The 20,603-nt window shown below is 67.5% G+C and carries 25 protein-coding genes; 6 read left to right on the top strand and 19 right to left on the bottom strand.

The window, feature by feature from the left end:
• Positions 1-15 precede the first annotated feature (15 nt).
• From ABCR94_RS00355 to ABCR94_RS00340, 4 genes are read right to left on the bottom strand one after another with little or no spacing between them, the layout of a single operon-like run.
• Positions 16-1,107, bottom strand: coding sequence for a hypothetical protein (locus tag ABCR94_RS00355; RefSeq protein WP_347116917.1), 1,092 nt, complete (start codon positions 1,105-1,107; stop codon positions 16-18).
• Complete coding sequence (locus ABCR94_RS00350; RefSeq protein ID WP_347116916.1) at positions 1,104-2,036, bottom strand: hypothetical protein; 933 nt, start codon at positions 2,034-2,036, stop codon at positions 1,104-1,106. Before ABCR94_RS00350 ends, ABCR94_RS00355 begins: the two co-directional genes overlap by 4 nt.
• 20 nt (positions 2,037-2,056) lie before the next feature.
• Positions 2,057-2,947, bottom strand: coding sequence for a phage distal tail protein (locus ABCR94_RS00345; protein ID WP_347116915.1), 891 nt, complete (start codon positions 2,945-2,947; stop codon positions 2,057-2,059).
• The gene (locus tag ABCR94_RS00340) at positions 2,944-7,644 is read right to left on the bottom strand and encodes a phage tail tape measure protein (RefSeq protein WP_347116914.1); all 4,701 of its coding nucleotides are present in this window, start codon (positions 7,642-7,644) and stop codon (positions 2,944-2,946) included. Before ABCR94_RS00340 ends, ABCR94_RS00345 begins: the two co-directional genes overlap by 4 nt.
• A 6-nt stretch (positions 7,645-7,650) precedes the next feature.
• On the opposite strand from ABCR94_RS00340, the gene ABCR94_RS00335 reads away from it, so the two are divergent.
• Positions 7,651-7,821: a hypothetical protein gene (locus tag ABCR94_RS00335; protein WP_347116912.1), complete on the top strand. Its 171-nt coding sequence runs from the start codon at positions 7,651-7,653 to the stop codon at positions 7,819-7,821.
• Positions 7,822-7,920: 99 nt separating this feature from the next.
• Here ABCR94_RS00335 and ABCR94_RS00330 read toward each other — a convergent pair whose 3' ends face one another.
• The 3 genes from ABCR94_RS00330 to ABCR94_RS00320 form a co-directional block, all read right to left on the bottom strand.
• Entirely contained in the window at positions 7,921-8,223 is a 303-nt protein-coding gene (locus tag ABCR94_RS00330) for a hypothetical protein (protein ID WP_347116911.1), read from the bottom strand.
• Positions 8,224-8,291: 68 nt separating this feature from the next.
• A complete protein-coding gene (locus ABCR94_RS00325) occupies positions 8,292-8,879 on the bottom strand; it encodes a hypothetical protein (protein WP_347116910.1) in 588 nt (195 codons plus the stop codon).
• Positions 8,880-9,014: 135 nt separating this feature from the next.
• Positions 9,015-9,515: a phage tail tube protein gene (locus tag ABCR94_RS00320; protein ID WP_347116909.1), complete on the bottom strand. Its 501-nt coding sequence runs from the start codon at positions 9,513-9,515 to the stop codon at positions 9,015-9,017.
• Between the two features lie 527 nt (positions 9,516-10,042).
• Here ABCR94_RS00320 and ABCR94_RS00315 point away from each other — a divergent pair.
• Positions 10,043-10,621 carry a DUF1353 domain-containing protein gene (locus tag ABCR94_RS00315; protein ID WP_347116908.1) on the top strand — a complete coding sequence of 193 codons (579 nt, stop codon included), beginning with the start codon at positions 10,043-10,045 and terminating at the stop codon, positions 10,619-10,621.
• Positions 10,622-10,675: 54 nt separating this feature from the next.
• Here the strand turns inward: ABCR94_RS00315 and ABCR94_RS00310 are convergent, their stop codons facing one another.
• The 6 genes from ABCR94_RS00310 to ABCR94_RS00285 form a co-directional block, all read right to left on the bottom strand.
• Complete coding sequence (locus ABCR94_RS00310; RefSeq protein WP_347116907.1) at positions 10,676-10,801, bottom strand: hypothetical protein; 126 nt, start codon at positions 10,799-10,801, stop codon at positions 10,676-10,678.
• 84 nt (positions 10,802-10,885) lie between these two features.
• Positions 10,886-11,233 (bottom strand): hypothetical protein, encoded by a 348-nt coding sequence (locus tag ABCR94_RS00305; protein ID WP_347116906.1) that lies wholly within the window; start codon positions 11,231-11,233, stop codon positions 10,886-10,888.
• 86 nt (positions 11,234-11,319) lie between these two features.
• A complete protein-coding gene (locus ABCR94_RS00300; RefSeq protein WP_347116905.1) occupies positions 11,320-11,559 on the bottom strand; it encodes a hypothetical protein in 240 nt (79 codons plus the stop codon).
• Positions 11,556-11,957 (bottom strand): HK97 gp10 family phage protein, encoded by a 402-nt coding sequence (locus ABCR94_RS00295; protein ID WP_347116904.1) that lies wholly within the window; start codon positions 11,955-11,957, stop codon positions 11,556-11,558. Before ABCR94_RS00295 ends, ABCR94_RS00300 begins: the two co-directional genes overlap by 4 nt.
• The gene (locus ABCR94_RS00290) at positions 11,954-12,373 is read right to left on the bottom strand and encodes a DUF6093 family protein (protein WP_347116903.1); all 420 of its coding nucleotides are present in this window, start codon (positions 12,371-12,373) and stop codon (positions 11,954-11,956) included. Before ABCR94_RS00290 ends, ABCR94_RS00295 begins: the two co-directional genes overlap by 4 nt.
• A complete protein-coding gene (locus ABCR94_RS00285; protein WP_347116902.1) occupies positions 12,366-12,734 on the bottom strand; it encodes a hypothetical protein in 369 nt (122 codons plus the stop codon). Before ABCR94_RS00285 ends, ABCR94_RS00290 begins: the two co-directional genes overlap by 8 nt.
• 153 nt (positions 12,735-12,887) lie before the next feature.
• Between ABCR94_RS00285 and ABCR94_RS00280 the strand changes: the two genes are divergently transcribed.
• On the top strand, positions 12,888-13,229 hold the full coding sequence (locus tag ABCR94_RS00280; protein WP_347116901.1) for a histone-like nucleoid-structuring protein Lsr2: 342 nt from the start codon (positions 12,888-12,890) through the stop codon (positions 13,227-13,229).
• Between the two features lie 126 nt (positions 13,230-13,355).
• Here ABCR94_RS00280 and ABCR94_RS00275 read toward each other — a convergent pair whose 3' ends face one another.
• The 4 genes from ABCR94_RS00275 to ABCR94_RS00260 are packed head-to-tail and all read right to left on the bottom strand — an operon-like array spanning position 13,356 to position 15,034.
• Positions 13,356-14,078, bottom strand: a complete 723-nt coding sequence (locus tag ABCR94_RS00275; RefSeq protein WP_347116900.1) for a DUF6082 family protein — start codon at positions 14,076-14,078, stop codon at positions 13,356-13,358.
• Entirely contained in the window at positions 14,075-14,233 is a 159-nt protein-coding gene (locus ABCR94_RS00270; protein ID WP_347116899.1) for a hypothetical protein, read from the bottom strand. The genes ABCR94_RS00275 and ABCR94_RS00270 overlap by 4 nt, the downstream gene beginning before the upstream one ends.
• Positions 14,234-14,250: 17 nt before the next feature.
• Positions 14,251-14,772, bottom strand: coding sequence for a DUF6879 family protein (locus tag ABCR94_RS00265; RefSeq protein ID WP_347116898.1), 522 nt, complete (start codon positions 14,770-14,772; stop codon positions 14,251-14,253).
• Positions 14,765-15,034 carry a hypothetical protein gene (locus ABCR94_RS00260; protein WP_347118399.1) on the bottom strand — a complete coding sequence of 90 codons (270 nt, stop codon included), beginning with the start codon at positions 15,032-15,034 and terminating at the stop codon, positions 14,765-14,767. Before ABCR94_RS00260 ends, ABCR94_RS00265 begins: the two co-directional genes overlap by 8 nt.
• A 419-nt stretch (positions 15,035-15,453) precedes the next feature.
• On the opposite strand from ABCR94_RS00260, the gene ABCR94_RS00255 reads away from it, so the two are divergent.
• The 3 genes from ABCR94_RS00255 to ABCR94_RS00245 all read left to right on the top strand — a co-directional run bounded on the left by ABCR94_RS00255 (position 15,454) and on the right by ABCR94_RS00245 (position 19,293).
• Positions 15,454-15,972: a proline dehydrogenase gene (locus tag ABCR94_RS00255; RefSeq protein WP_347116897.1), complete on the top strand. Its 519-nt coding sequence runs from the start codon at positions 15,454-15,456 to the stop codon at positions 15,970-15,972.
• A 286-nt stretch (positions 15,973-16,258) separates the two neighbouring features.
• Positions 16,259-17,980 carry a hypothetical protein gene (locus ABCR94_RS00250; RefSeq protein ID WP_347116896.1) on the top strand — a complete coding sequence of 574 codons (1,722 nt, stop codon included), beginning with the start codon at positions 16,259-16,261 and terminating at the stop codon, positions 17,978-17,980.
• Between the two features lie 122 nt (positions 17,981-18,102).
• Positions 18,103-19,293: an amidase domain-containing protein gene (locus tag ABCR94_RS00245; protein ID WP_347116895.1), complete on the top strand. Its 1,191-nt coding sequence runs from the start codon at positions 18,103-18,105 to the stop codon at positions 19,291-19,293.
• Between the two features lie 39 nt (positions 19,294-19,332).
• On the opposite strand, the gene ABCR94_RS00240 is transcribed toward ABCR94_RS00245, so the two are convergent.
• On the bottom strand, positions 19,333-19,989 hold the full coding sequence (locus tag ABCR94_RS00240) for a hypothetical protein (RefSeq protein WP_347116894.1): 657 nt from the start codon (positions 19,987-19,989) through the stop codon (positions 19,333-19,335).
• Positions 19,982-20,518 (bottom strand): SigE family RNA polymerase sigma factor, encoded by a 537-nt coding sequence (locus tag ABCR94_RS00235; protein WP_347116892.1) that lies wholly within the window; start codon positions 20,516-20,518, stop codon positions 19,982-19,984. The genes ABCR94_RS00240 and ABCR94_RS00235 overlap by 8 nt, the downstream gene beginning before the upstream one ends.
• Positions 20,519-20,603 lie beyond the last annotated feature (85 nt).

The raw sequence follows: 20,603 nt of genomic DNA, 5'->3' as shown, positions 1-20,603 counted from the left end.
TCTTCCTTGAGGTGCTTAGGCCGCGGTGGCGTACTGGTGGGCGCCCGCCGGTACGAGCTGAAGGGTGGCCGTCTCGCCGGCTTCGGTATCGGGGCGGACGGTCCAGCCGGTGATGCGGCACCACCCGGACCAGTCCGTCCACTGATCGCGGACGCTGACGCGTACGTCATCGCCGATCTGCCAGGAGCCGATGGGCGCCGAGGGGTGATCGCGGACGGTGATCTGCTCGACCTGGCCCAGGACCTGCCGCCACGCCCGCTCCGCCTTCGCACGCTGGGCGAGGACGTCGCGGCCGCGTACCTCGGGTAGCTCCAGGATGTGCTCCAGGCGCAGCCTGCGGTTGCGGACGGCTTCGACGGCGCGCTGCTGGGAGCGGCCTTCGCCTGTGCCGGTGGCGATGACGACCTGCGCGTACTCGTCCGCGCTGTACGTGACCGGCGGGCTGTCGATGATGTTGATGCCGCTGGAGAACGCAATGTCCGTACGCCTGGCTCCGAGGCGCGGGTAGCCGAGCTGTATGCGGCGGACCGGCCGATGGTTCTTGTCCCACCAGGTGGTGCAGGTGTAGTCGGGGGAGTCCGTGCCCTTCACGAGGTCATCAAGCTGCTCCCCGAGGACGGGGGTCTCCCACCAGCGGGAGTGCCACGGCTCGGCCGTGGTGCCGACCGTCGCCTTCGACGTGGTCGCGTCGACGCTCAGGCCGAGGTCACCATCGGGGATGGACTGGGCGTACGCCACGATGTCCCGGGCCACTTTGCACGGATCCGCCCGTACGTACGGGCCACGGCCGCCGAGCTCGCCGTCCAGGTCGTGCCTCCGATGCAGGTATGAGGACCATCCGGCAGCTTCGACCTTGAGGTTGTCGCCGTCGGGCTCGGTCTGCCAGATCGTCCCGCCCCACCGGAGGTGACCGTCCCGCTCGGCGTAGATGAGGGTGTTGCCCGGATCTGCGAGTTCGGGATGCGACCAGGCCAGGCGCGGGGAGAGAGTTCCTTCCAGGTGGCCGGGGCCGTTCAGGTCCGGGCCGAACTCGACACCGGTGAGCGGGAGATGGGGTGAGAGCCACTCGCCTGTCAGAGCGTTCTGCGTGAGGTAGCGGTAGGTCACACCGGGCCCTCGGTGAACTCGATGTCCGCGACGATGCTGCTGCCGGCGTCAACGCCGAGGTCGCCCTTCCAGTCCTTCGACATCTTCGCCTGGAGGAACAGCGGTTGGCTGGTGCCCCGGTAGGCGGCCGGGAGGGTGAGGGTGTCGGCCACGATGCCCGTACTGCGGCGGACGACCTTGCCCTGGTTGTCGTCGATGACCGTGCCCTGCCCGACCACAGTGCCGAAGACGGGCTGAAGCATCCCGTACAGGCTGTCGACGTCGAGGCGGAGCCCGGCAATGATGACCGTGAAGATCATCTTTGTGGCCCAGGCGGGAACGGGAATCATCCACCGCGCCTCGGCGGGCCAGTTGTGCCACTTGTCGTCGTCCTTCCACGCCTTCGTCAGCTTGACCGGGTAGGCGGTGTGCAGGGCACGCTCCCGGCGCGGGTTGGCAACCCGCCGTAGGTCGCGGATCATTGCCGCGGTGATCGTGCCCGTGTTCGCGGGAATGTCCAGACGGCCGATCGCCACACCTGTCACCCCGGCAGGGGCGGCGGTGGCGGTACTGTCGACGTTCGGGATGACATCGAAGACGTTGATCTGATCCGTCGCCGGATCCAGACCGCCCTCGAACTCCGGGTCCGTCACCCGCAGCACCACCAGATCGGAGCGCGGCGTGGCACCGGTCGGGGCAATCGGCACGGTGGCCGTACCGATGTTGTACGCCGTGTAGGACCCCTGCCAGGCGTTCGCCCTACCGCGGATCACGGCGGAACCGTCAGCGATCTGCACACCAGCCCCCGGTACGGGCAGCGCAGTCACCTTCAAGTCCGCAGCCTCGGTAATGCCCTGCGCGCCGCGGCTGAGGTCTTTGATCATCATGCGGAACGTCTGGGCCGAGTGAGTGGCGCCATCAACGAGGAGAGGGGCTTGCGCGAGCGTCATCGGTGTACGGGTTCCTTCGGTCAGAGAGCGATGTAGGCGTCGCGCCACGCCACGGTGAGGCGCGCGGTCGCGGTGGGGTCGGATGCGGTCCAGCGGATCTCGCTGCGCCCGGGCGGCAGCACGAACGTGTCCAGCCGGGACGTGGTGGGCGCGCTGCCGCCGTTCTCACGGGTCACCGTGATGCGACCGGGCCGGGTGTCGATCCGGACCCACTGGCCGGCAGCGAGCGTGACCGGCAGGTTCACGGAGCGGCCGGTTTCGATATGCGTGATGACGGGGTTCGCGCACGGCCCGTGCACGGTGATCACCGGATGGGCGTCGGTGGTCCCGCCATTGGTCACCCAACCGGGACGGGTCTGCCCGGACGGTTGGCCGCTGGAGACCCGGAGGGGGGCCTGAACAGGGGCGGTGAAGCCGCCGCCCGACAGCCAGCCCAGCCGCAGCTGCGCCTGCTGCTCGAAGTCGGCGTAGTAGCGCGGATCCGGGGCCACGAACTCAAGGTCGAGGGGCACCCAGCCGTGCGCCGCCTCAGCCCATGTGGGGTCGAGCTTCCGCAGCCGCCCGAACAGGACACGGACGGGGGAGCCGGGCCACTTGATGCGCAGCGGCATCACCGCCCCACCGACCGTACGGACTTGCCTGGTGTCGCCGACCTGCTGGAGGCCGGCGAGGACCTGCCGCGCCGCGGCCGGATCCCCCGGAGTCTTGATCGCGCAGTCGATGCGCAGGGTGCGGGCCTCGTACCAGTCCGGTGCCAGCCACGCACCATCGGCACCCGGCTGCTCGACCAGCTCGCCGCGTACCCCTGCCCGGCCGAGTCCTTCGACTTCCGCTATCGGGATGCTGGTGGCATGGCCGAGGACGATGCCGCCGAAGTCCAGCTGCCAGTCCGTGAGTTCGGGGGCGCTCATCGAAGGACTCCTCCGCGCTTGGCGCGGCGCATCTGGTACGAGACGGCGGAGGCGATGTCGTTCGCCGATGCCGGGCTCTGGGCGACATGAATGGTCTGGCTGCCGATCGCGGGAGCCTGGTGGACGACGACGATGCGGGAGCGGCCATCGGCGGCATCGACGAGACGGCGCGGGGCGATGGAATAGCCGAAGCGGTCAGCGGTCTCGGCCAGGACAGCGGTCGCGCGGCCACGTTTCGCCGGGGCGTGCGGGATGTACGACTCGGAGCCCGTCTCCTTCTCGGCGAACTTGATCAGCCCGTCCGAGGAGGAAGAGGAGTAGACGCCGGGCTCCCAGATGCCGCCGTTGGCATACGCGTGCCCCGCATTGGCCTTCACCAGATCGGCAAGGAAACGATTCGCCTTACTGCCGGTGCCCTTGATCTGCTGCTTGCCGAGGTTGCTGATCTCGATCAGCCGGTCCTCGTCTATGCCCGTGGAGCCGGAGACATCGTGGATGCCCTTGTTCTTGGCGAGCGCCCCGATGATCTTCAGCAGATCGGTGAGCTGATCGCCGTCCAGGAGCCTGCCCGCGGCCTTCGAAGCGTCGTTGGCTTTCTTCGCCGTCTTGCGGTCCTTCACTGCCTGCCCGGCCAGGACCTCGGCATTCTCGTCACCCTGCGCTGCCAGCCGCTGAGCAAGAGCCCCGTACCCGCCGTCCGAGAGCTTGGCCAGGTTCTTCTGGAAGGCGGCGTTGTCTTTCACCGCCTTCCGCAACTGGCCCGTGTAGGCGCCGAGCGACACGCGGGTGGTGCCGGCGAGCTTGGTCAGCTGCGCCCCCATGTCCTTGATGTACTGGCCGGAGCCGCGGGCCATCTTGCGGGTGAGAGAGACCCCTTCCTCACCCATCTCCTCCAGGGCCTTCGCGACGTCCGCACCCGCGCGACGCGAAACCGTCGCCAGGTCCTTGCGCCAAGCCGCCGCCGTACGCGAGGACTTGCGGAGGTTCCTCTCGAACAGCTTCAGGTCGAAGTGCTCGCTGCCGCCCTTGCCCTTGCGCTGCGACTTCGAGACGACATTCGACACGGACAGGCCCGGGGTGTTCACCGGTTGGTACGACCAGTCGGACAGCCCGCCGGAGGCGTTGTAGGTGACGGAGCCGCCGAAGCGGCTGGCCACTTGATCCAAAATCAGCTTGGAACGAGCCCTCTTGCTCGACGCGAAAGGTATATATGCCTCCCCGAAAGTTTCGTCCTCCGCCCACACACGCCAATCGCCGCCCTTGGCGATCTGCGCAATGTGGTTCTCCTGACGCACACCGCCGTCGGCGTACGTGACGATGCCCCCGTCAGCCTTCGGGAAGACGTAGCCGTCGGCCCACGGGCCCGGCTGCCGGGTTATTTGGTAGACCTCGCTCCTGAAGATGGAGACCGTCACCGACTTGCCTTGCAGCCCGTTGATGGCGCCCTGGATCGCCGATACGTTGCCCGTCGCCGTGCCAGTCGGCACCGTCACCGTGACGTTCTTGCTGCCCGGTACGTCGTGAACTTTGAACCCGAGGGCCTCCAGTTGGGCGCGAGCGCCCCCGGTGGGTGCGCTCATCGTGACGGTCTTACCGCCCGGGACGCTGGCGATCTTCTGCTTGACCGCTTCGAGGCCGCCGATCGTCGCCGCCGTCGCCGCAGTGACGTTGACGTGCTTCCCGCCCGGGGTCTGGCCGATCTTCGCAATCAGCGCGTCCAGATCGGTGCGCGCCATGCCAGTCGGGGCGGTGACCTGGACACGCCGGTCCTTGAGGTCCTCAATGTCGAAGCCAAGGTTCTTCAGGTCCTCGCGGGCCTCGTTGCTGAGGGTGGCGATGGTGACGGTCTTGTTGTCCGGAGTGGCCTTCAGCGCCTGCTGGACGGCAATCAACTCCGCCATCGACTCGTCCATGCCGGCCGTCTGAAGCAGGATCGACACCTGGGAGGGAACCAGCCCGGCGGCGTCGGCGAGCTTCCCGGCCTGCTCCGCCCCCAGCCCGTAGCCCTCGGCGGTGGCGATGGCCGACTCGCGGGCCGTCTCCATCTGCGACTGGGCGGCCTTCAGCGCCTCCGGGACCGTCTTCCCGTTCGCCTCCGCATACTGGTACGCCGCCAGCGCAGCCTCCGAGGAGTTCGTGGACAGCCCCTGGAGCAGGTCGTACAGCTTCTGCCCATTGCGGGTGACAGTGGACAGCGAACCGTCCATGTTCAGCAGGGACTTACCGAACCCGTCGGACTGGCTAATGCCGCCCTTCAACGACTCAGCAGCGTCGGACACAGACCGGTTGAGCCGTGCTTCGGCCGCCGACAGGTTCACTGACCCGCCTGCCAGGACATTGAGCGCGTCGTGCAGAGCGCGAGCCCGGGTGTCGGCGTCCCCCGTCGTGTCCGAGAGCCGGCGCATCGCGTCGGAGAACTTCCCGAACGGACCCACCGAATCGGCCGCGGACCTGCCCCCAGTACCCGTGGCATCAGCGAGGTTCTTCGCGTCCTTAGCAGCCTCGGACATCTCGCCCTTGACCGAACCGAGCGCATCAGCGGCGCTCTTCGCCTTCTGGCCGAAGTCGCTGTACGCGACTCCGCCACCCCTGACCGCATGCCGACTGGTGTCGGCGGTGGCGTTCAACTCGGACTGCAGAGCCCCCAACGACTTCCCCTGCCCGAGGTAGGAGTCGGTGAGCTCACGCATGGAGACGCCCGCGTCGGCCATGACATCGACCAGGCGCTTCTTGCCGTCATGAACCTTGGTGTCCATGATCGACTGAGCGGCTGCGACACGGACGCTGTCGGTGACCGCACCGTTGGACTCCCGCAACGCCTGGGTGAGGGTGCTGACCCTCGACTGGTGCTCGGCCGTCGCCTGGGCCGCTTTCTGCTGGTGGGAGGCGAGCATCGACAGGCCCACACCAGCAGCAGCGACAGCGACACCCCACGGGCCACCGAGCGCACCCATCAGCCCACGGGCAGCACCACCCAGGCCCACACCAATGGACCGGGTCAGGCCCGAGACTGGCCCGGACGCGCTGCGGAATGCAGCAGTCATCTGCCCGACGACCGGGATGCGCGTCTGAAGGACGGCGAGAGCCTGCCCCACACGGCCGATCGACTGACCAGAGGCAGCGGCGAGGTGGCCCTGGACCCGCATCTGGCCGCCGAGCGACCGGAACGCGCCGACGACCGGGCCCGCGATCGTGCGGCCCAGGTTCAGCATCATCGGGGTGACCAAGCGGGCCAGGAACATCGCCGCGACCGCCGTCTGGACCGGCCCCGGCAGCGCGCCGAAACCGCGCACAAGGGCGGCGACGACATGGCCGATAGGTATGAGGACCGTGGAGGCTGTGCCAGCCGCACCAGAGACGAGATTCAGTGCGGTGACGATCATGTCCAGGTCCGTCGCCCCGGCATCCGCCTCGTCTCCGATGTCCCCGATAGCCTTCGCGACCGGGGAGACAGCGGAGCCGACGTTGCGCAGGATCTCCATCAGCGCGCGGCCGCCGTTGACGAGCACATTCAGCGCGGCGGCGGCGCCGCCGAACGCCACGTCCTTCACCGGCTGGCCAAGTCCGCTGAACGCGTCGGTCAACCCGCGCAGCCCGGCCTCCGCCGCAGCCGACACCCCGGGCGCGGCCAGCGTGTACAGGTCGTGCAAATAGTCCAACGCTCCGGCGACGAAGGGGGTGGCCGAACCCAGACCCGCGGTGAGAAGCCGAGCACCCTTCTCCAGCGCCGGGGACACCGCGGTGTAGAGCACCTGACCGGTGTTCTTGGCCTGCGTCTTCAACTGGGTGACCGCACCCGCCAGACCCTTGGTCTGCGAGGCGGCGATCTCACTCGCCGCACCCGTACGGCCGATCGCCGTGTGCATCTGGTCGAAGCTCTCGACACCCTGATGCGCCAAGGCCGCAGCACCGGCCAGCGCAGGCTTGCCGACAACGTTCGCGAGCGACCCGAGGAAGTCCCTCTGCGACATCCGGTGCTGGGCCTTCTCGAACCCGTCGATCACTGTGCGCAGGCCCTTGAAATTCCCGCGGGTGTCCCACGCTTCAATGCCGAGATCCGCCAAGCCCCTGCGCATATTCGCAGTCGGCTTGGCCAGGTTCGTGAGCATGCCGCGCAGGGACGTTCCTGCTTTGGAGCCGAGGATGCCCGAGCGGGCCAGCATTGCGACCGCCGCCGAGGTGTCCTCGATCGAAATACCCAACTGGGCCGCAACGGGCCCGGTGTAGGACATCGCGTAGTAGATGTCCTGCAACCCACCAGAGGCAGCATTCGCAGACGCCGCGAGAACATCAGCAGCCCGGCCCGCATTGTTCGACGAAAGACCGAACTGGTCCATCACGTCACCGAGATACCGGGAAGCATCGGCAGCCGACAGGTTGTCGGCTGCGGCGAGCTGCATCGCAGCCCGGGCATTCGTGATCGATGACGTACTGGTCTGGCCCGCCTTGGCCAGCTCCAGCATCGCGTCCGCAGCCTTCGCTGCGGACGTGCCGGGGATGTTCAGGTCGGCGCCGAGCTGGCGGGCCTTCGCCGAGGCCTGCACCATCTCCTGGCCCGAAGCGCCGGTGACCGCACCCCATTTATTGATGGCGCGCTGGTACTCGTTGCCCTCCTTGGCGATCTCCACGAGCCCGGCGACAATGCCGCCGCCCACCAGCAGACCCCGCAGATGGTGCGCCTCCTGCCGGGCACCCAACAGCCCATGCTGCAACTGCCGCATCGAGGCATGCCCGTCCGCACCGACACGGCGCAGACCAGCCCGGGCACCATCGGCATGCCGCCCCAAGGTGCGCAGCCCAGAGCCTGCACCGCGCGCACCGGAGCCGATCTGCCCCAGCTGCCGATTCAGACCACTGACATCCCGGCCCAATGAGCGGACAGCACGGGACGCCTGCCGAACCCCCGAGAGGAGGCGAGACGCGTCGGCGCGCATCTGCACACTGAGCGTGTAGTTCGACACCTGACGGTGCCCTTACTCCCCGCGCCCCTTCCGGCTCTGCCCCTGGTGCTGCTCCCACCGCCCACGCGAAACGAGGCCGACCCGCACCCCGTACCCGTCAGCCCCGTCCGGGACCTGGTCCTGCTCGGCACTGATCAGCTCACAGCCCACGCACCGCACCGTGGTAGTGACGAACGCGTACCGGTCACCACCCTGGGCCTCGTCCCACTCCGCAGCCCGAGTCCCGCAGTTCGTGCACACACTGGACCGGTACGCGTCGTACGCCAGCGCCTTCGCCCGGTCCGCCTCCGACCAACGACCTTCACCCGCACCCATGAACAGCGAATGCGGAATCCGGTACCGGTCGCACAGCTCCAGCTCAGCGCGGAACTGTACGTCCGCGATCAGCCTTTTCCCAGCTCCACAGTGCTCGTCCGGACGATCTGCTGCGCCTGCCACGCGGCGGCAAACAGGGCATTGGACTCCGCGACCGGCCAACTGTCCAGCAGATCCTGCGCGTCGTCCTCGGTCATCCCGTCGACACCCTGGCCGGCGTCATCACGCTCGATGTGCGCGGCCGCGATCAGAGAGGCAGGGAACGTCTCAGGGTTCCAGGCGTCGCCATCCTCGGCCTGCTCCTCCGTCGGCGGGAACCGCTTGATCAGCCCATCCAGCACCGGCCGGGGCAGAGCCTTGAACGTCAGCGACAGCGAGACTGTGTCGAACGCGGCCTGAACCACCATGAGCTCGTGCTCCGCGCGCTCCGTCTCTGCACTGTTGGTGCGCTCGGCCTCCGCGTCCGCCATACGGCAGCGGGCCACCTCCACCTTCACCTGGTCCAGGCGCTTCTTCGCCGCCATGTCGTCACAGATCTGCAGGGTGTGCTCCGGCAGCTGCCGGGCACGAAGACGGGCAAGCTTCCGCGCCCAATGCGCGTCACGGGCAGCGGCGTTCGCGGGCGGTGCAGGGGTGGGGCGGGTGGTGCTGGACATGCAGGACTCCACACAGAGGCGCAAAAGGGGGAACAGGTGGGGAGCCCGGCCGGAACCGTGCGGCGGAGCGCCGGAACGGAGGGGGTGGCGCTGCAACGCGCGCAGGCCCGGCCGGGCAGATCAGGGTCGGCCGGGCTACTTCTCGATCTTCGGCGGGATGCCCGCAGCCGGGATCTCCGCATCCTGCGTCGGCTTCTCCGTGATCGAGAAGTTCACGGTGAACTTCGCGGCCTCGTTGTCCGTCGAGTAGTTCGGCGAGCGCGAGCCGATCCGCACTGGGAAAATGTCCATGGACCGGGAGGCCGGCACGTCTCCTTTACGGAGGAAGACCACCCAGCCCGTGTCGTCCTTCTTCAGTAGCTGCTCGATCTCGTCCGAGACCTTGTCCTCGTAGAACCCGAGGGATGAGTCGTCCGCTTGGTCGGTTCCGGGGATCTTCGACTCGAAGGTGCTGCCCAGGTCGGGAGTCTCGATCGCCTGGTTCGACAACGACCAGCCGTCGATCGCCGCGATCGTATTGGTGAGGTCGGTGCCGGCGGTCAGCTCCGGACGGGTCGGCACATGGCCCGAATCGGCGACCGCCTTCAGCCACAGGACACGGGTAACGCCGCGCCGCGAATACTTCTTTACCTGCAAGGTCTACTGTCCGATTCCGGGACGGCAGCCAGACGCGCGAATTGGGGTGGCCCCGTCCCTCGACGACGTGTCGGGGAACCGGCCCATCCCGGATTCGGGTGGGCGTCCGCGCGGGGCCTCCGCGGTGAGGATGCGAGCGGAGCTCAGCCAGAAAAGGCGAGCCCGAACCGCTGCACGTAGATTACGATACCGTCGTCCGAGAGGTGGCATGGGCGGCGGCAGCGGAGCGCGCCATGAGGCCTATGGCACAGTGCGCTCAGTGCACTCTGCTGGAAAGAAGTGCAGCCTCAGATGGCCGGTGAGGACTCGCCGCAGTGGGATGTCTCCGTAGCGACGCGATTGGCAGCGGCGCAGCATCTATCGACCGTTGCCGGCCGCTCACGAGCATGCAACTCTACGCCTGCTGCATCCCGTTGGCACGGGAAGACTGTTCACTGCCCTACCCAGATGCGCAAGCATCTGGGTAGGGGGAAAATGGACTCGACAGGCTCGGCCAGCTCCTGGCTTGACTGAAGGCGATGTTCGCTATGGCGGTCTCCGCTGTCCCCTCGGTGCAGGAAGTCTTCAGCGAGGTATCAATCAAGCAGGTCGACGATAAATTCTGGCAACTCGTTACGGACCTTGAGTACCAAGGCAGTCAGGGAAGATATGTAGTCCCTACCGGATTTGAAACGGATCTGGCTTCAGTGCCACGCCACTTCGTATGGCTTTTCCAAACGTACGGCAGGTACACCCAGGCGGCCATCCTCCATGATTGGCTAATCAAAGAAGAGCCGACCGTAAACCGGTCTGAGGCCGACCATGTCTTCCGCGTTGCCATGCTGGAGTTGAAGGTTCCGTTTGTGCGCCGCTGGATGATGTGGGCTGCTGTGCGCGCTGGTGGACGCCTAAGCTACACAAGGCCCACGCAGCTTATGTCCTGGACTTGCGTAATCCTGCCGTCATTTATCTTCCTGGCGGTACCGTTCTTCATCTTGACTGCTTGGTTGATGCTGTTCAAGATCATCGAAGTGATCTTCTACGTCGCCCTGAAGCCATTCAGCAAGAAGCCTGTCCCTTCCCCAAACGTGTTGCCGGAAGGGCGGATAATTACACACGGCGAATAGGTGCTCGCCCCATACGCAGGGATTTGGCATAAAGTCGGAATGCCCTGTTTTTGCTCATGGGATGGCGAGGATCTTGAGGCGGCGGGTGGCGTCGCGGGCCTTGCGCGGCAGCGCGGCGCCGATCGCATGGTGTCCGGTGGTGCGGAGGGCGCCGAGGGCGAGGTTGCGCCAGGTGGCCATGGCTCTTGGTGCGTTTCCGGTCCGTAGCTGGGAGGCGTCCTCCGCGCCCCCGAACAGCGGAAACACCAAAATCTGGCCGGAGTACTACAGGGGCGTCGACGAGACATCGAGCTGATATCGCTGGATGGATGTCACCACACCTTCGCTCGCCATTGAGTGATCAGGGCCCTCGTCAGCCATCAGCTCGCGCGACCACACTTCGATGCCGTGCGCCGTGATCGGATGCTCCCAGCCGTTGGCCGACTCCCGGTCGAGGAAGGCTCGTCGTACGCGGTCAGCCAGCCACTCCGCCTGATCCGTACGGCCAGCAACGACGGTCACCTGGTAGACGAGATGAGCATCCTCCGACGCGTCGGCCAGCGGCGCCCCATCGACCAGCCCTCCCTGCGGGTACAACACCGTGTACGGCACTGCGGCGGGCTTGCCGTCCACGAGGGGCAGGCTCCCGAGCCCGCACGGCCGCTCCGTCGCCCGGGCGGTCATAGTCCGTACAGCGGCAGACATGGAAGCGCGGTCGATCATTCGCCGTCCCCAGTGAAGTGAGCCCCCGCAGGTCCCTCGATGGACAGCACCCCATAGCGGCACATGCCCAGCGCGTCCCATTCCGGAAGATCTGGTGTCGTCAGGACGGACAATGTCCGCTCGCCGTCTTCATCCAGCACCTCTGCGACCACCACGGCGCGAGCGAGCATCCCCCGCTCGTTATCGGCCAGGACCTCCGCCAAAGCAGCTTCCAATTCCTCAGTCAGCGCGCTCACAGGGCCCTCCCCACGGCCTGGCCAATCTCCCGCACAAGTGCGGGCCCGGCCTGCTCGACAGCCATCCCCAGGTGCGGGAACGGCGGCTGGTTGTAATGACGCCCCAAACTGTCGACGCCGACGAACCCGAACTCCAACCGCCTGCCCTGCGGCGCACCCGTACCAACCTCACCGACCACCACCGGCCCAGCACGGTGAACCTCCGTACGCCACGACGCCCGATACCGACCGGTGATCGCACGCGGCCCCGGCCTGCCCGAGGCGTGGCGCTGCACCTGCACCAACAGCGCCTTCGCACCGTGATGCATCGCCACCTCCGCTGCTGCCATGGCGGCCACGGCACTCCGATCCAAGGTTTTGGCGAGCGCCGCCGGGTCCGTGAACGCCCCGCCGCTCACGGCGCCGACGTCTTCCGGTTGTGCTCCTCCAACCACACGGTGCGAACGACGGGGAACGACGACACTTCGCCGAGCGCCGTCACCCGGTACGTACGGCCCACCGCCTGCTCGTCCCGGGCCTCCACGACCAGCACCATGTCGTTCTCCCACACCTCCGGCGCAGCCAGCGGCAACAGCATCCGATAGCCGGCCAGTGCTTCCTCTACCCACGCACCGCTGGGGTCGCCCTTTCCTCGGATGCGCTCCTGGTGCCCGTACAGTCCAGCGGCGCCCGCATACACCTGCACGGGATCGGCAGGTATCAGGTCACCCGTCGACGAGTCGAAGACGTCGTCACCGGTGCCCCGAGTGGCCTTCACCTTGTCCGGCATCAGATGCTGTTCGGCGAACCGGGCTATCCCGGACTGATCAAGCACGCTTCGCCCACTCCGTCAGCTGCGCCAGCACCCCCCGGGTCAGCTCACCCGGCTTCCCGTCGAGATCCCCACGGCCAAGGACGGCTTCATCGAGCTGCCGCCAGTCCACAGACTCCAGGAAGCCGACCACGACGTGCCGAAGGTCGGCGGGTTCCGCCGTCACCTCAGCCAGCCCGTCGAACTCCACACCCTGCCAACCCTGCTGTACGTACAGAGTGACCTCGGGGCCCTCGTCGACGGTCTGCGTGATCCGATACGCCTCCACCGCCGATGCGACATCGTGTCCATCGATCTCAATGACCGCGGGTTCATCCGGGCGGGCCGCGATCCGAACGCGTTGGGGCTTCAGGTACGTGCTCATGTTCTGGAGCCTAGGTGTGCGAAGCATGCTCCGACCGCGGCAAGGGCAGGCGCCCGACGCGTGGGACAGCCCGGTCGCAGCGTAGGCCTGGCCCCTTCCAATGTGCGGTGATGTCTGGCTTCTCGCCCTTTCCAGCCGCCATATCATTCGAGCATGGCCCAAAAAATAGTCACGACATATGTGGACGATTTGACCGGCGAAGAGTCGGCGGAAATCTCCACACACAGCGTTCTTATCGACGGCGCTGGGGTCGAAATCGATCTCACGGACAAGAACTACGATGCCCTCCTCGAAGCCCTGAGCCCCTACCTTCACGCGACAGGTGCCCGAAGGGTTCGCGGCGGAACAGCAGGCAAGCAGCAGGCCCGCAAGACGACCAGCAACACGGACGACGCGGCTGCTATCCGCCGCTGGGCGAAGGAGAACGGCTACGACGTCAGTGACCGCGGACGCGTGCCGGCGCCGGTCAAGGAGGCGTACGAGAAGGCCCGCTGACCCTCTCGACCACACGAAGGGTGCCACTTGCCGAGGCGTGGGATTCCGGCTGACGCCTCGCGCTACAGCCGCCGGTTCTTCAGGCACTCAACGACGCGATCGTTGGCGGTCAGTCACGCCGGACCACTACTCGATATCTGACACCACTCGCGGCGGGGTGACGCCCGGGACGCCGTGGTCGGGGAGGGCCGGCGCAATGCGAGGCGGCGTGCGGAGCGCAATCTCGTAGCGTCCGTCAATGATCTGGTGCAGGAGCCGGGAGCGCCGGGTGGCGGCCGTCGCGATGCGGCCGGTGCGTGAGCGTGCCCAGAACGTGCGGCCGATCTCGCCGGCAAAGATCTCGTCCGCCCCGGCGGCCACCCATTGATCGGTGAGATCCCCGACCTCGAACGCCATCTCCCAGTGCGAGACGACAAGGTTGACGTACATGTGCTGCTGGCGTAGCAGGACACTGCGGGTGGCGTCCGGGCCTCCCCAGCAGTCGAGGTACTGAGGGTTCTCCATGGCGGTCTTGGCCAAGTCGATGTGCATGATCCGCGTGTTCTGCACCCGGGCAGCCTTCGCCTCGCGGGCCTGCAACACCAAAGACGCGACAACGCCGAGCACGGCCAGTGCGGACAGCAGGGCCGACACCGCCCCGTACGTCTGGCCGATCTCACTGATCCGCTTCCAGTCGTGTTCACTTCCGCGGTCCAGCGCAGGCAGGGCGAGCGGAGAGACATAGACGAGACCGAGCGAGGCGACCAGAGCGAGTACGGACAGGGCCAGCACGAACGCCCGGGACCGGTACCAGGACCGTTTCCGGACCACGGTGCGTGGTGCCGTAGAAGGCTCGGGTGGCGAAGTCATTCCGCAGCCTCCGCACACCGGGCGCGCAGCAACGGCTCCGTCTCGCGGGCATGAAAGACCGAGAAGTCCTCACCGGCGGCGTACAACTGCTCGAAGTCGGACCGGCAAGCATCGATCAGTGCCGGATCAGTGTGCCGGTAAGCGCCAGCAAGCACACCGTCAGGCTTGTACCTCAGCTCAAAGAGCGAGTACGTCCCGAGAAAGACCAGTTCGGAAAACCATCGGGGGGGGGTGCCAGTTTGCCAGGTCGGCTCTCGCCGACCACTACACGGATCTGCTCGCCCAGCTCAGCACGCTGCCGAAGCACAGCCATCTCCCACAGCACGTAATCCGACGGCGGAATCTCGACATAGCGGACACGCCGCAGTCGCAGCCCGCGCTGCTCGGCATCAGCGAACTGCCGCCCCATCGCGGGGTGCTCCTCAGCAAGAAGGGCGAGGGACTCGCGCCACGCACCCTTGTCCACCGCCTCCCAGGAGGGGAAGCCCGGCTCTTGGAAAACCTGGCCACACTCCAACTTGTCGACCACAGACACCTCGGGGCGGGCGTAGTCCTCCCGAAACGCCTTCAGGTAGCCCCCCAGAGGCAGGAAGGAGCCGCGCTCATCGGCAGGAAGCACAGTGAGAGCACCGATGCCAGTACGGCCACCGGGGACCTCGGCGGCCTCACCGGCATCACGTATCGGCTCATGCATCAGGAATGTCCGGCTTGGCCGCGACGATCAGGCTCCGCGGGATGAGAACCAACCGCTCGTCCGCACCTATCGATACCCCGGCGGGAAGACGCTCGGCCACCTCCGACGTGACATCTCGACCAATCACCGCAACATCACCATTGGCCATTTCCCATATATCCGGGCAACTCTCCGTCGCGCTCGTGATCCCCAACTCCTGCGGGGACCGCCCCAGACGACGAACAAACCCCGCACCCGAATCAGCTTCCCAAAGCCGCGCCATGGTCATCTCCCCCGCAACGAAACATAGTTGACCACTCGGCCATACACACGAAGATCGATCCGAGGCTAACAACCAGGACACACAGCCGCAATGGCACCTCAGGTATGCTCCCACCCGCGATGTACTCCCCGCCAGAACAAGTTCATGGTCGCCGCAGCCCGACACGTCCACACGGTTCGCCACCGCTCGAAGAGCCGCACCCTTGTACACCGGAACGCTCGGGTCGCTTGTCCATTGTCTTCTGTGCCCGTTGCTGAAGCGCCGCCAATTACATCGGACGTCAGGGCCGGGCTTGTCACGGCCGAGCACACGTGCCCGCACTCGCTCAGTCACGTGATCATTGCGAGCGTGCCTTTCTGGACTGTGGCGAGGTCGCGGACCTGACTGCCAGCGGATCGAAGGGGCGACAGAATGGGATCATGGATGCTGGACTCGCCGCACTTCTCGGCGCCGCCGTAGGCTCCCTCGCCACCCTCGGCGCGGCGATGGTGAACGGGCGTGCGTCGGCTCGCTCGCAGTTCGGCCAGTGGCGCAGGCAACACCGTAGGGACGCCTACGCGAATTACCTCGGCGCGCTTCACGACCGCGACATTGCTATGGACGCGGTCTTCGATGCACTCCAGCCGGACACCCCTGACCTGCGAGATGTCGACGACAAGGTTCAACGCTTCGTCACGCTGGCGCGGGAGGTCCACCGGGCCGTCGAGATCGTCGTACTTGAAGGCCCTTCCTCCGTGGTGGAAGCAGCCGAGCAGGTGGCCCACGCATCCGGCGACCTCTCAGAGGTCATGCGGCGGATGGTGCGCAACGCGCACGCAAGCGAAGCTTCCCGCAAGGCAACGGACGGCGCTCTGGGCACCGAGCGGCAGCACCTCCTCTACCAGGCCGTGAAGAGCTTCCGCACGGCAGCGGGTGATGTCCTCGGCAACGCGAACTGACCAGTCCACGATGACGGCACCGTGCAGCCGGTCGCCGATCACCTGGAGAGGCCGTCCTTAACCTTCAACACACGGGACAGGTAGACGGCTTCAGCTTCGCGACCGCTGTCAGGTGGAGCCACTTCAAACCGTCCTCGCGATTTCCCAGCTTCACGAACTGCGGCCAGTGCAAGCCGTTTTGGTGGGCTCAGATGACGCCACCGTAGTTGCCGGACGATCGTCCGCCGCGGGGAGAGGCGTGGCCGTGCTCGCCCGGGGCCTCTGGGGGAGGTCTAAGGTCCTGGGCATGCCTGCGCATCCGCTCGCCGACCAGGCCGCCTCCCTGCGGTCCACCACGCTGACCTTCCTGCGCTCTTCGCTGAGCCGAGAGCTGTGGAGCGATCTGCTCGCAGAGGGGGCCACGTTCGTCATGCCCGCAGCATGGGGAACGCTGCCCCGCGCACGGCAGGTCGAACAGTCGCTGAAGGCGGAGGAGCGCCGGGTGGCCGGCGGCACCACCTACGGGCTCGATATCCCGGTGGTGGCCGCGGTCCGGGCCGTCGCCGCGGATCGCTCGATCCCGCTGCCGTTCACCGAAGAGATATTGCCCGCCCCGTCCGGCATGCTCGTCGCCGCAGCCCCGCTCCACGACCTCGGCGAAGCACCGATGATCGCGGCGACCTGGGGCCCGCCCTTGGAAGGCTTCGGCCCGGGTGTCCATCTGACGTGGTGGTTTGTGGCGGATGCATCCGGTCCTCCCGTGATGACACGGACCGGCCGCCAGGTGCCGCTGGCCCCCGACTTTGATCTGCACCTGCCGTTTGCACCGATCGTGGACAGCCGCCTCTGGCACGCTGAGGTGTCATCGGACCTGGAGAGCTCGGCGGCGCCCTTGCGGGCGGTCGTCGCCGCCTGGTACGTACTGTCCGGACACCTTGCCGACGTGTCCGAGCAGCGGCCACACCCCTCCGTCGGCCGCGCCCTGGCCGCGCAGAAGGCCAGGCACCGTAGTGTCCAGGTCGCCACCGCCCCGTCCGCCGACGATGTCCGCCAGGCCGTCATCGCCCACGCCGCAGCGCAGAGCGCACAGGTCCGCGAGAAGTACCACGCCGGGGAGATCGGCGGCCTCGACTCGTGGAGCGTCACGCCCCGGACCGTCTCCCACGGGGTGTTCGATCCCGAACTCGATCACCAGCTGGACGCGCAGGGACGTGACCTCGCGCGCCTTTACCGTGAGGCCGCCGGGTACTGGCACCGGCTCGAAATGGAGGTGTTCCAGACCTACCCGGGCCTGTTCGAGCAGCTGGAGGAGTTGCGGGCCCGCGAGCAGGGAAAGTGGAAGCCGTGGTGCTGGGTGCCGGCCACCCGGGTGGCCGCCTGGCTCGTGACCCAGTTCCAGGTGCCCGTGGACCAGGCGTTGTGGGACAGCCCGCGTATCGCGGCCCTTGGGGCGTGGCGCAGCGGCGGCCGCCACGCTATCCTTCCCAAATTCTGGCGCCCGCACCTGTCCGGCGACCGTGTTCCCACCGAGCTGCCCCAGATCCTGCCGGTCCCCGGGATAGGCCTCCTGATCCCGGATGGGGAGACCGTCCGCCTGGTCCTCGCTTGCCTGGACGACAACAAGAACGCCACCGGTGGTGAGTTGATGCTCATCGACGACCAGGGGGACCGCACACGCGGGTTCCGCGACCTGACCAAGACCACGCTGTTCCTTACCGGCGAGACGCTCCTCGACGCGGTCAGGACGACCCAGCAGGACTACGACCGCGCCGCCGTACAAAACGGCGAGCCGCCGGAACCGACCGACGAAGCCCTGTACGCCCAGCACGCCCAATTCCAGGGCTTCTTCACCGGACTGCTGTCCACGGTATGCGCCCCCGATGCAGTCCTCAAGGACGCCGGAGCCACCGTGGGCCGCAAAACCCCCGCCCCCTGGCCACCCCAACCGGGCCGACTGCCGGAAATGCTGCTCTGGCTCCTGCCGCGCCAACGGACCTCCGCTCCCCGGCGCTTTTCGGCCCAACTTTGACGAGTGCGCATCAAGGCCCTCCTCGTGCCGCTAGCGTCGGCCCCGACCACTCGACGTACGTCATCAACTCCCGTTGCGCAGGCGCCGCGTACGGGGAAGGCATACGAGACAGGGGACAACGAATGATCATCCGGACAGGGGCGGGGCGGGCTGCGATCGCCGCGGCCGTCACGGGATTAGCCGCAACACTTCTCACGATCAGCCCGGCGCAGGCCGCGCCGGCCGCCGAGGAATCGGCACTGCTCGAATCCGCGAAGACCTACTTCGCCGGTGAGAACGCGATCACGGTGGAGGGCGGCCCGGCGGCTGCCACCCGCAAGGCTGAGAGCCTCAAGGTCGCCGACACGTTCCGCGCCACACGGGACAACCGTATGGAGGCGCGCGAGCAACTGCAGAGCATCAATGACCTTGCGGGCGTGCGCTATTCGGCCGTCGATACAGAGCTCACCCCGGTCGGCAAGGCCCGCACCGAGGGGGACACCGCGCGGATCGGCGTGCTGGAGCACACGGAGTACACCTTCGCCGGCAGCAAGGACGCGCCGTACAGCTACACCGTGCGGCACGAGCTGTCCTTCGTACGGGCCGACGGCGGCTGGGCCCTCGCCAAGATCTCCACCCAGGACGGTCCGGCGGACCTGGCCACACCGAACAAGCTCGACCCCACCGAGCTGAGCGCCGCGCAGAAGGCGGCCAAGGAGCTGCGGGCCGGGGCCGCGAACGGCGAGAAGAAGCTGACCGACCCGGCGCAGAAGCAGCAGTCGAGCCGTGAGCGGGGTGCCGGCCCGAAGGGTGAGGGTGCCCGACCGCTGGCCGCGTACGACTACACGGCGATGGTGAACTTCGCCACCAAGTACGCCAAGCCCGTGCCGAAGGACAACGTCCCCTACATCAGGGACACGAACGACTGCACCAACTTCGTCTCGCAGGCGCTGAAGGCCGGCGGCTGGGAGCGGGTGCTCGGCTGGTACCGGAGCGACTCGGCCTGGTGGTACACGGGCAACCCGTGGCCGTTTCCGAAGCACAGCTACACCTGGGGCGGAGCGCCCAACTGGCAGCGGTTCGCGCGCGACGAGTCCGAGCGGGTATATGCGCTGTCCGGTCCCGCCGGCCTCGGGATCGCGGATGTGGTCCAGTTCGAGATCTTCGGCTACAGCGACCCGGGGCAGCCAGGGCACACCATGATGGTCACGGACTTCACTCCGGACTGGATGCCGAAGATGAGCTACCACAGCACGGACACGCTCAACCGGCCGCTCAGCGAGATCATCGCGGAGCACAGCGGCGGTGAGAAGTTCTGGTACTTCCGTACCTGAGCTGTCCCGGAATGAGGGCGCGCGTCGCGGTGGCCGGGGTCATGCCCCGTTCACGGCGGCGCGCAGCCGGTCCTGCGGCACCGAGCCCGTGCTGCCGTCGGCACACCGCAGTTGGACGCGACCGTCGGCGCTGAGGGGCAGCGCCTGCTCCGGAGCCAGATGGAAGAGGGGTGCGCCCTTGCTGTCGGGGCGGTCCGCGCGGTCGAGGAGGAGTACATAGCGTCCGGGGGAGGGGAGTTGGACCTCGGCCGTCGGGTACCAGACGTGGACCGGTCCGGTAGACGGGACTCCGGTGCCGTCGGCAAGGGCGCCGTCGACGTCGAAGCGGAACGCCGAGCTCTTGGTGACCCCGTCGTCCATCCGGATCCGGCCCTCGCGCAGGGTGCCGTACACCGGACGGTAGCCCTGCCCCTGGCGTTCCTTGATCTTCTGCACCGCGTCGTGCAGACACTCCGCGGACGCGGCCGGAGGCGGCTCGTCATTCCCGGTCGCACCCCCGACGAACAGTGTCCCGGCCACCGCGGCGGCGCCTGCCGCAAGCGCGGCCGTCGTCACAGCGAGGCGGCGGCGCAGAAGCGAGCGGCGGGCACGGGCGGTGAAGGCCGTACCCGGTGGGGCGATCCGGCCCTCCGGTTCGGCGGCGGACATGAGCAGCAGGCGTACCCGCTCGTTCTCCGGAAGCTGCTTGTCAGTCATCGGCGTGACCCCTCTCCCGGATCGCCCGGTCGGGTACCGAGGTGGTGGAGAACCCTTCGGCACGCAGTGTGGCAAGGGCGCGGGCGGCCCGGCTCTTGACCGTGCCGGGCGAGCAGCCGAGCACATCGGCGATCTCCCGCTCGGTGAACTGGTGGTAGAAGCGCAGCACGAGCACGGCCCGTTGCGCCGGGGGGATGGTGCGCAGGAGTTCGCGTACGGCAACCGCGGTCGCCACCTGCTCCTCGTGTCCAGGACCCGGGAGCTCCGGCAGGCGCTCGGCAGGGATCTCGGTGTGCCAGCGCCGACGCCGGTCCTTGACCAGGAGCCGCACCATGGTGGTGCGGGTGTAGGCCTCGGCGGCCTCGAGCCGTCCGATCCGGTGCCAGGCCCGGTATGTGCGAAGGAGCGCCTCCTGCGCCAAGTCCTCGGCCCGCGGGCGCCCGCCGGTGAGTAGCGTGGCGGTGCGAAGGAGCGAACTGTAGCGTGCGGCCATGAAGGCCGTGAACGCCTCGTCCCTGCGGTTCCGCATCCCCTCGCCTCTCACTCGGCGCTATTGACCCCTACCCCTATCAGAGGACCTGGGGGTCCCAGAGGGTTCCCCAGCGGGCACCGCG

This window comes from Streptomyces changchenzhani (assembly GCF_039766235.1).
Taxonomy (GTDB): domain Bacteria; phylum Actinomycetota; class Actinomycetes; order Streptomycetales; family Streptomycetaceae; genus Streptomyces.
This window is presented reverse-complemented; position numbering and strand designations above follow the sequence as displayed.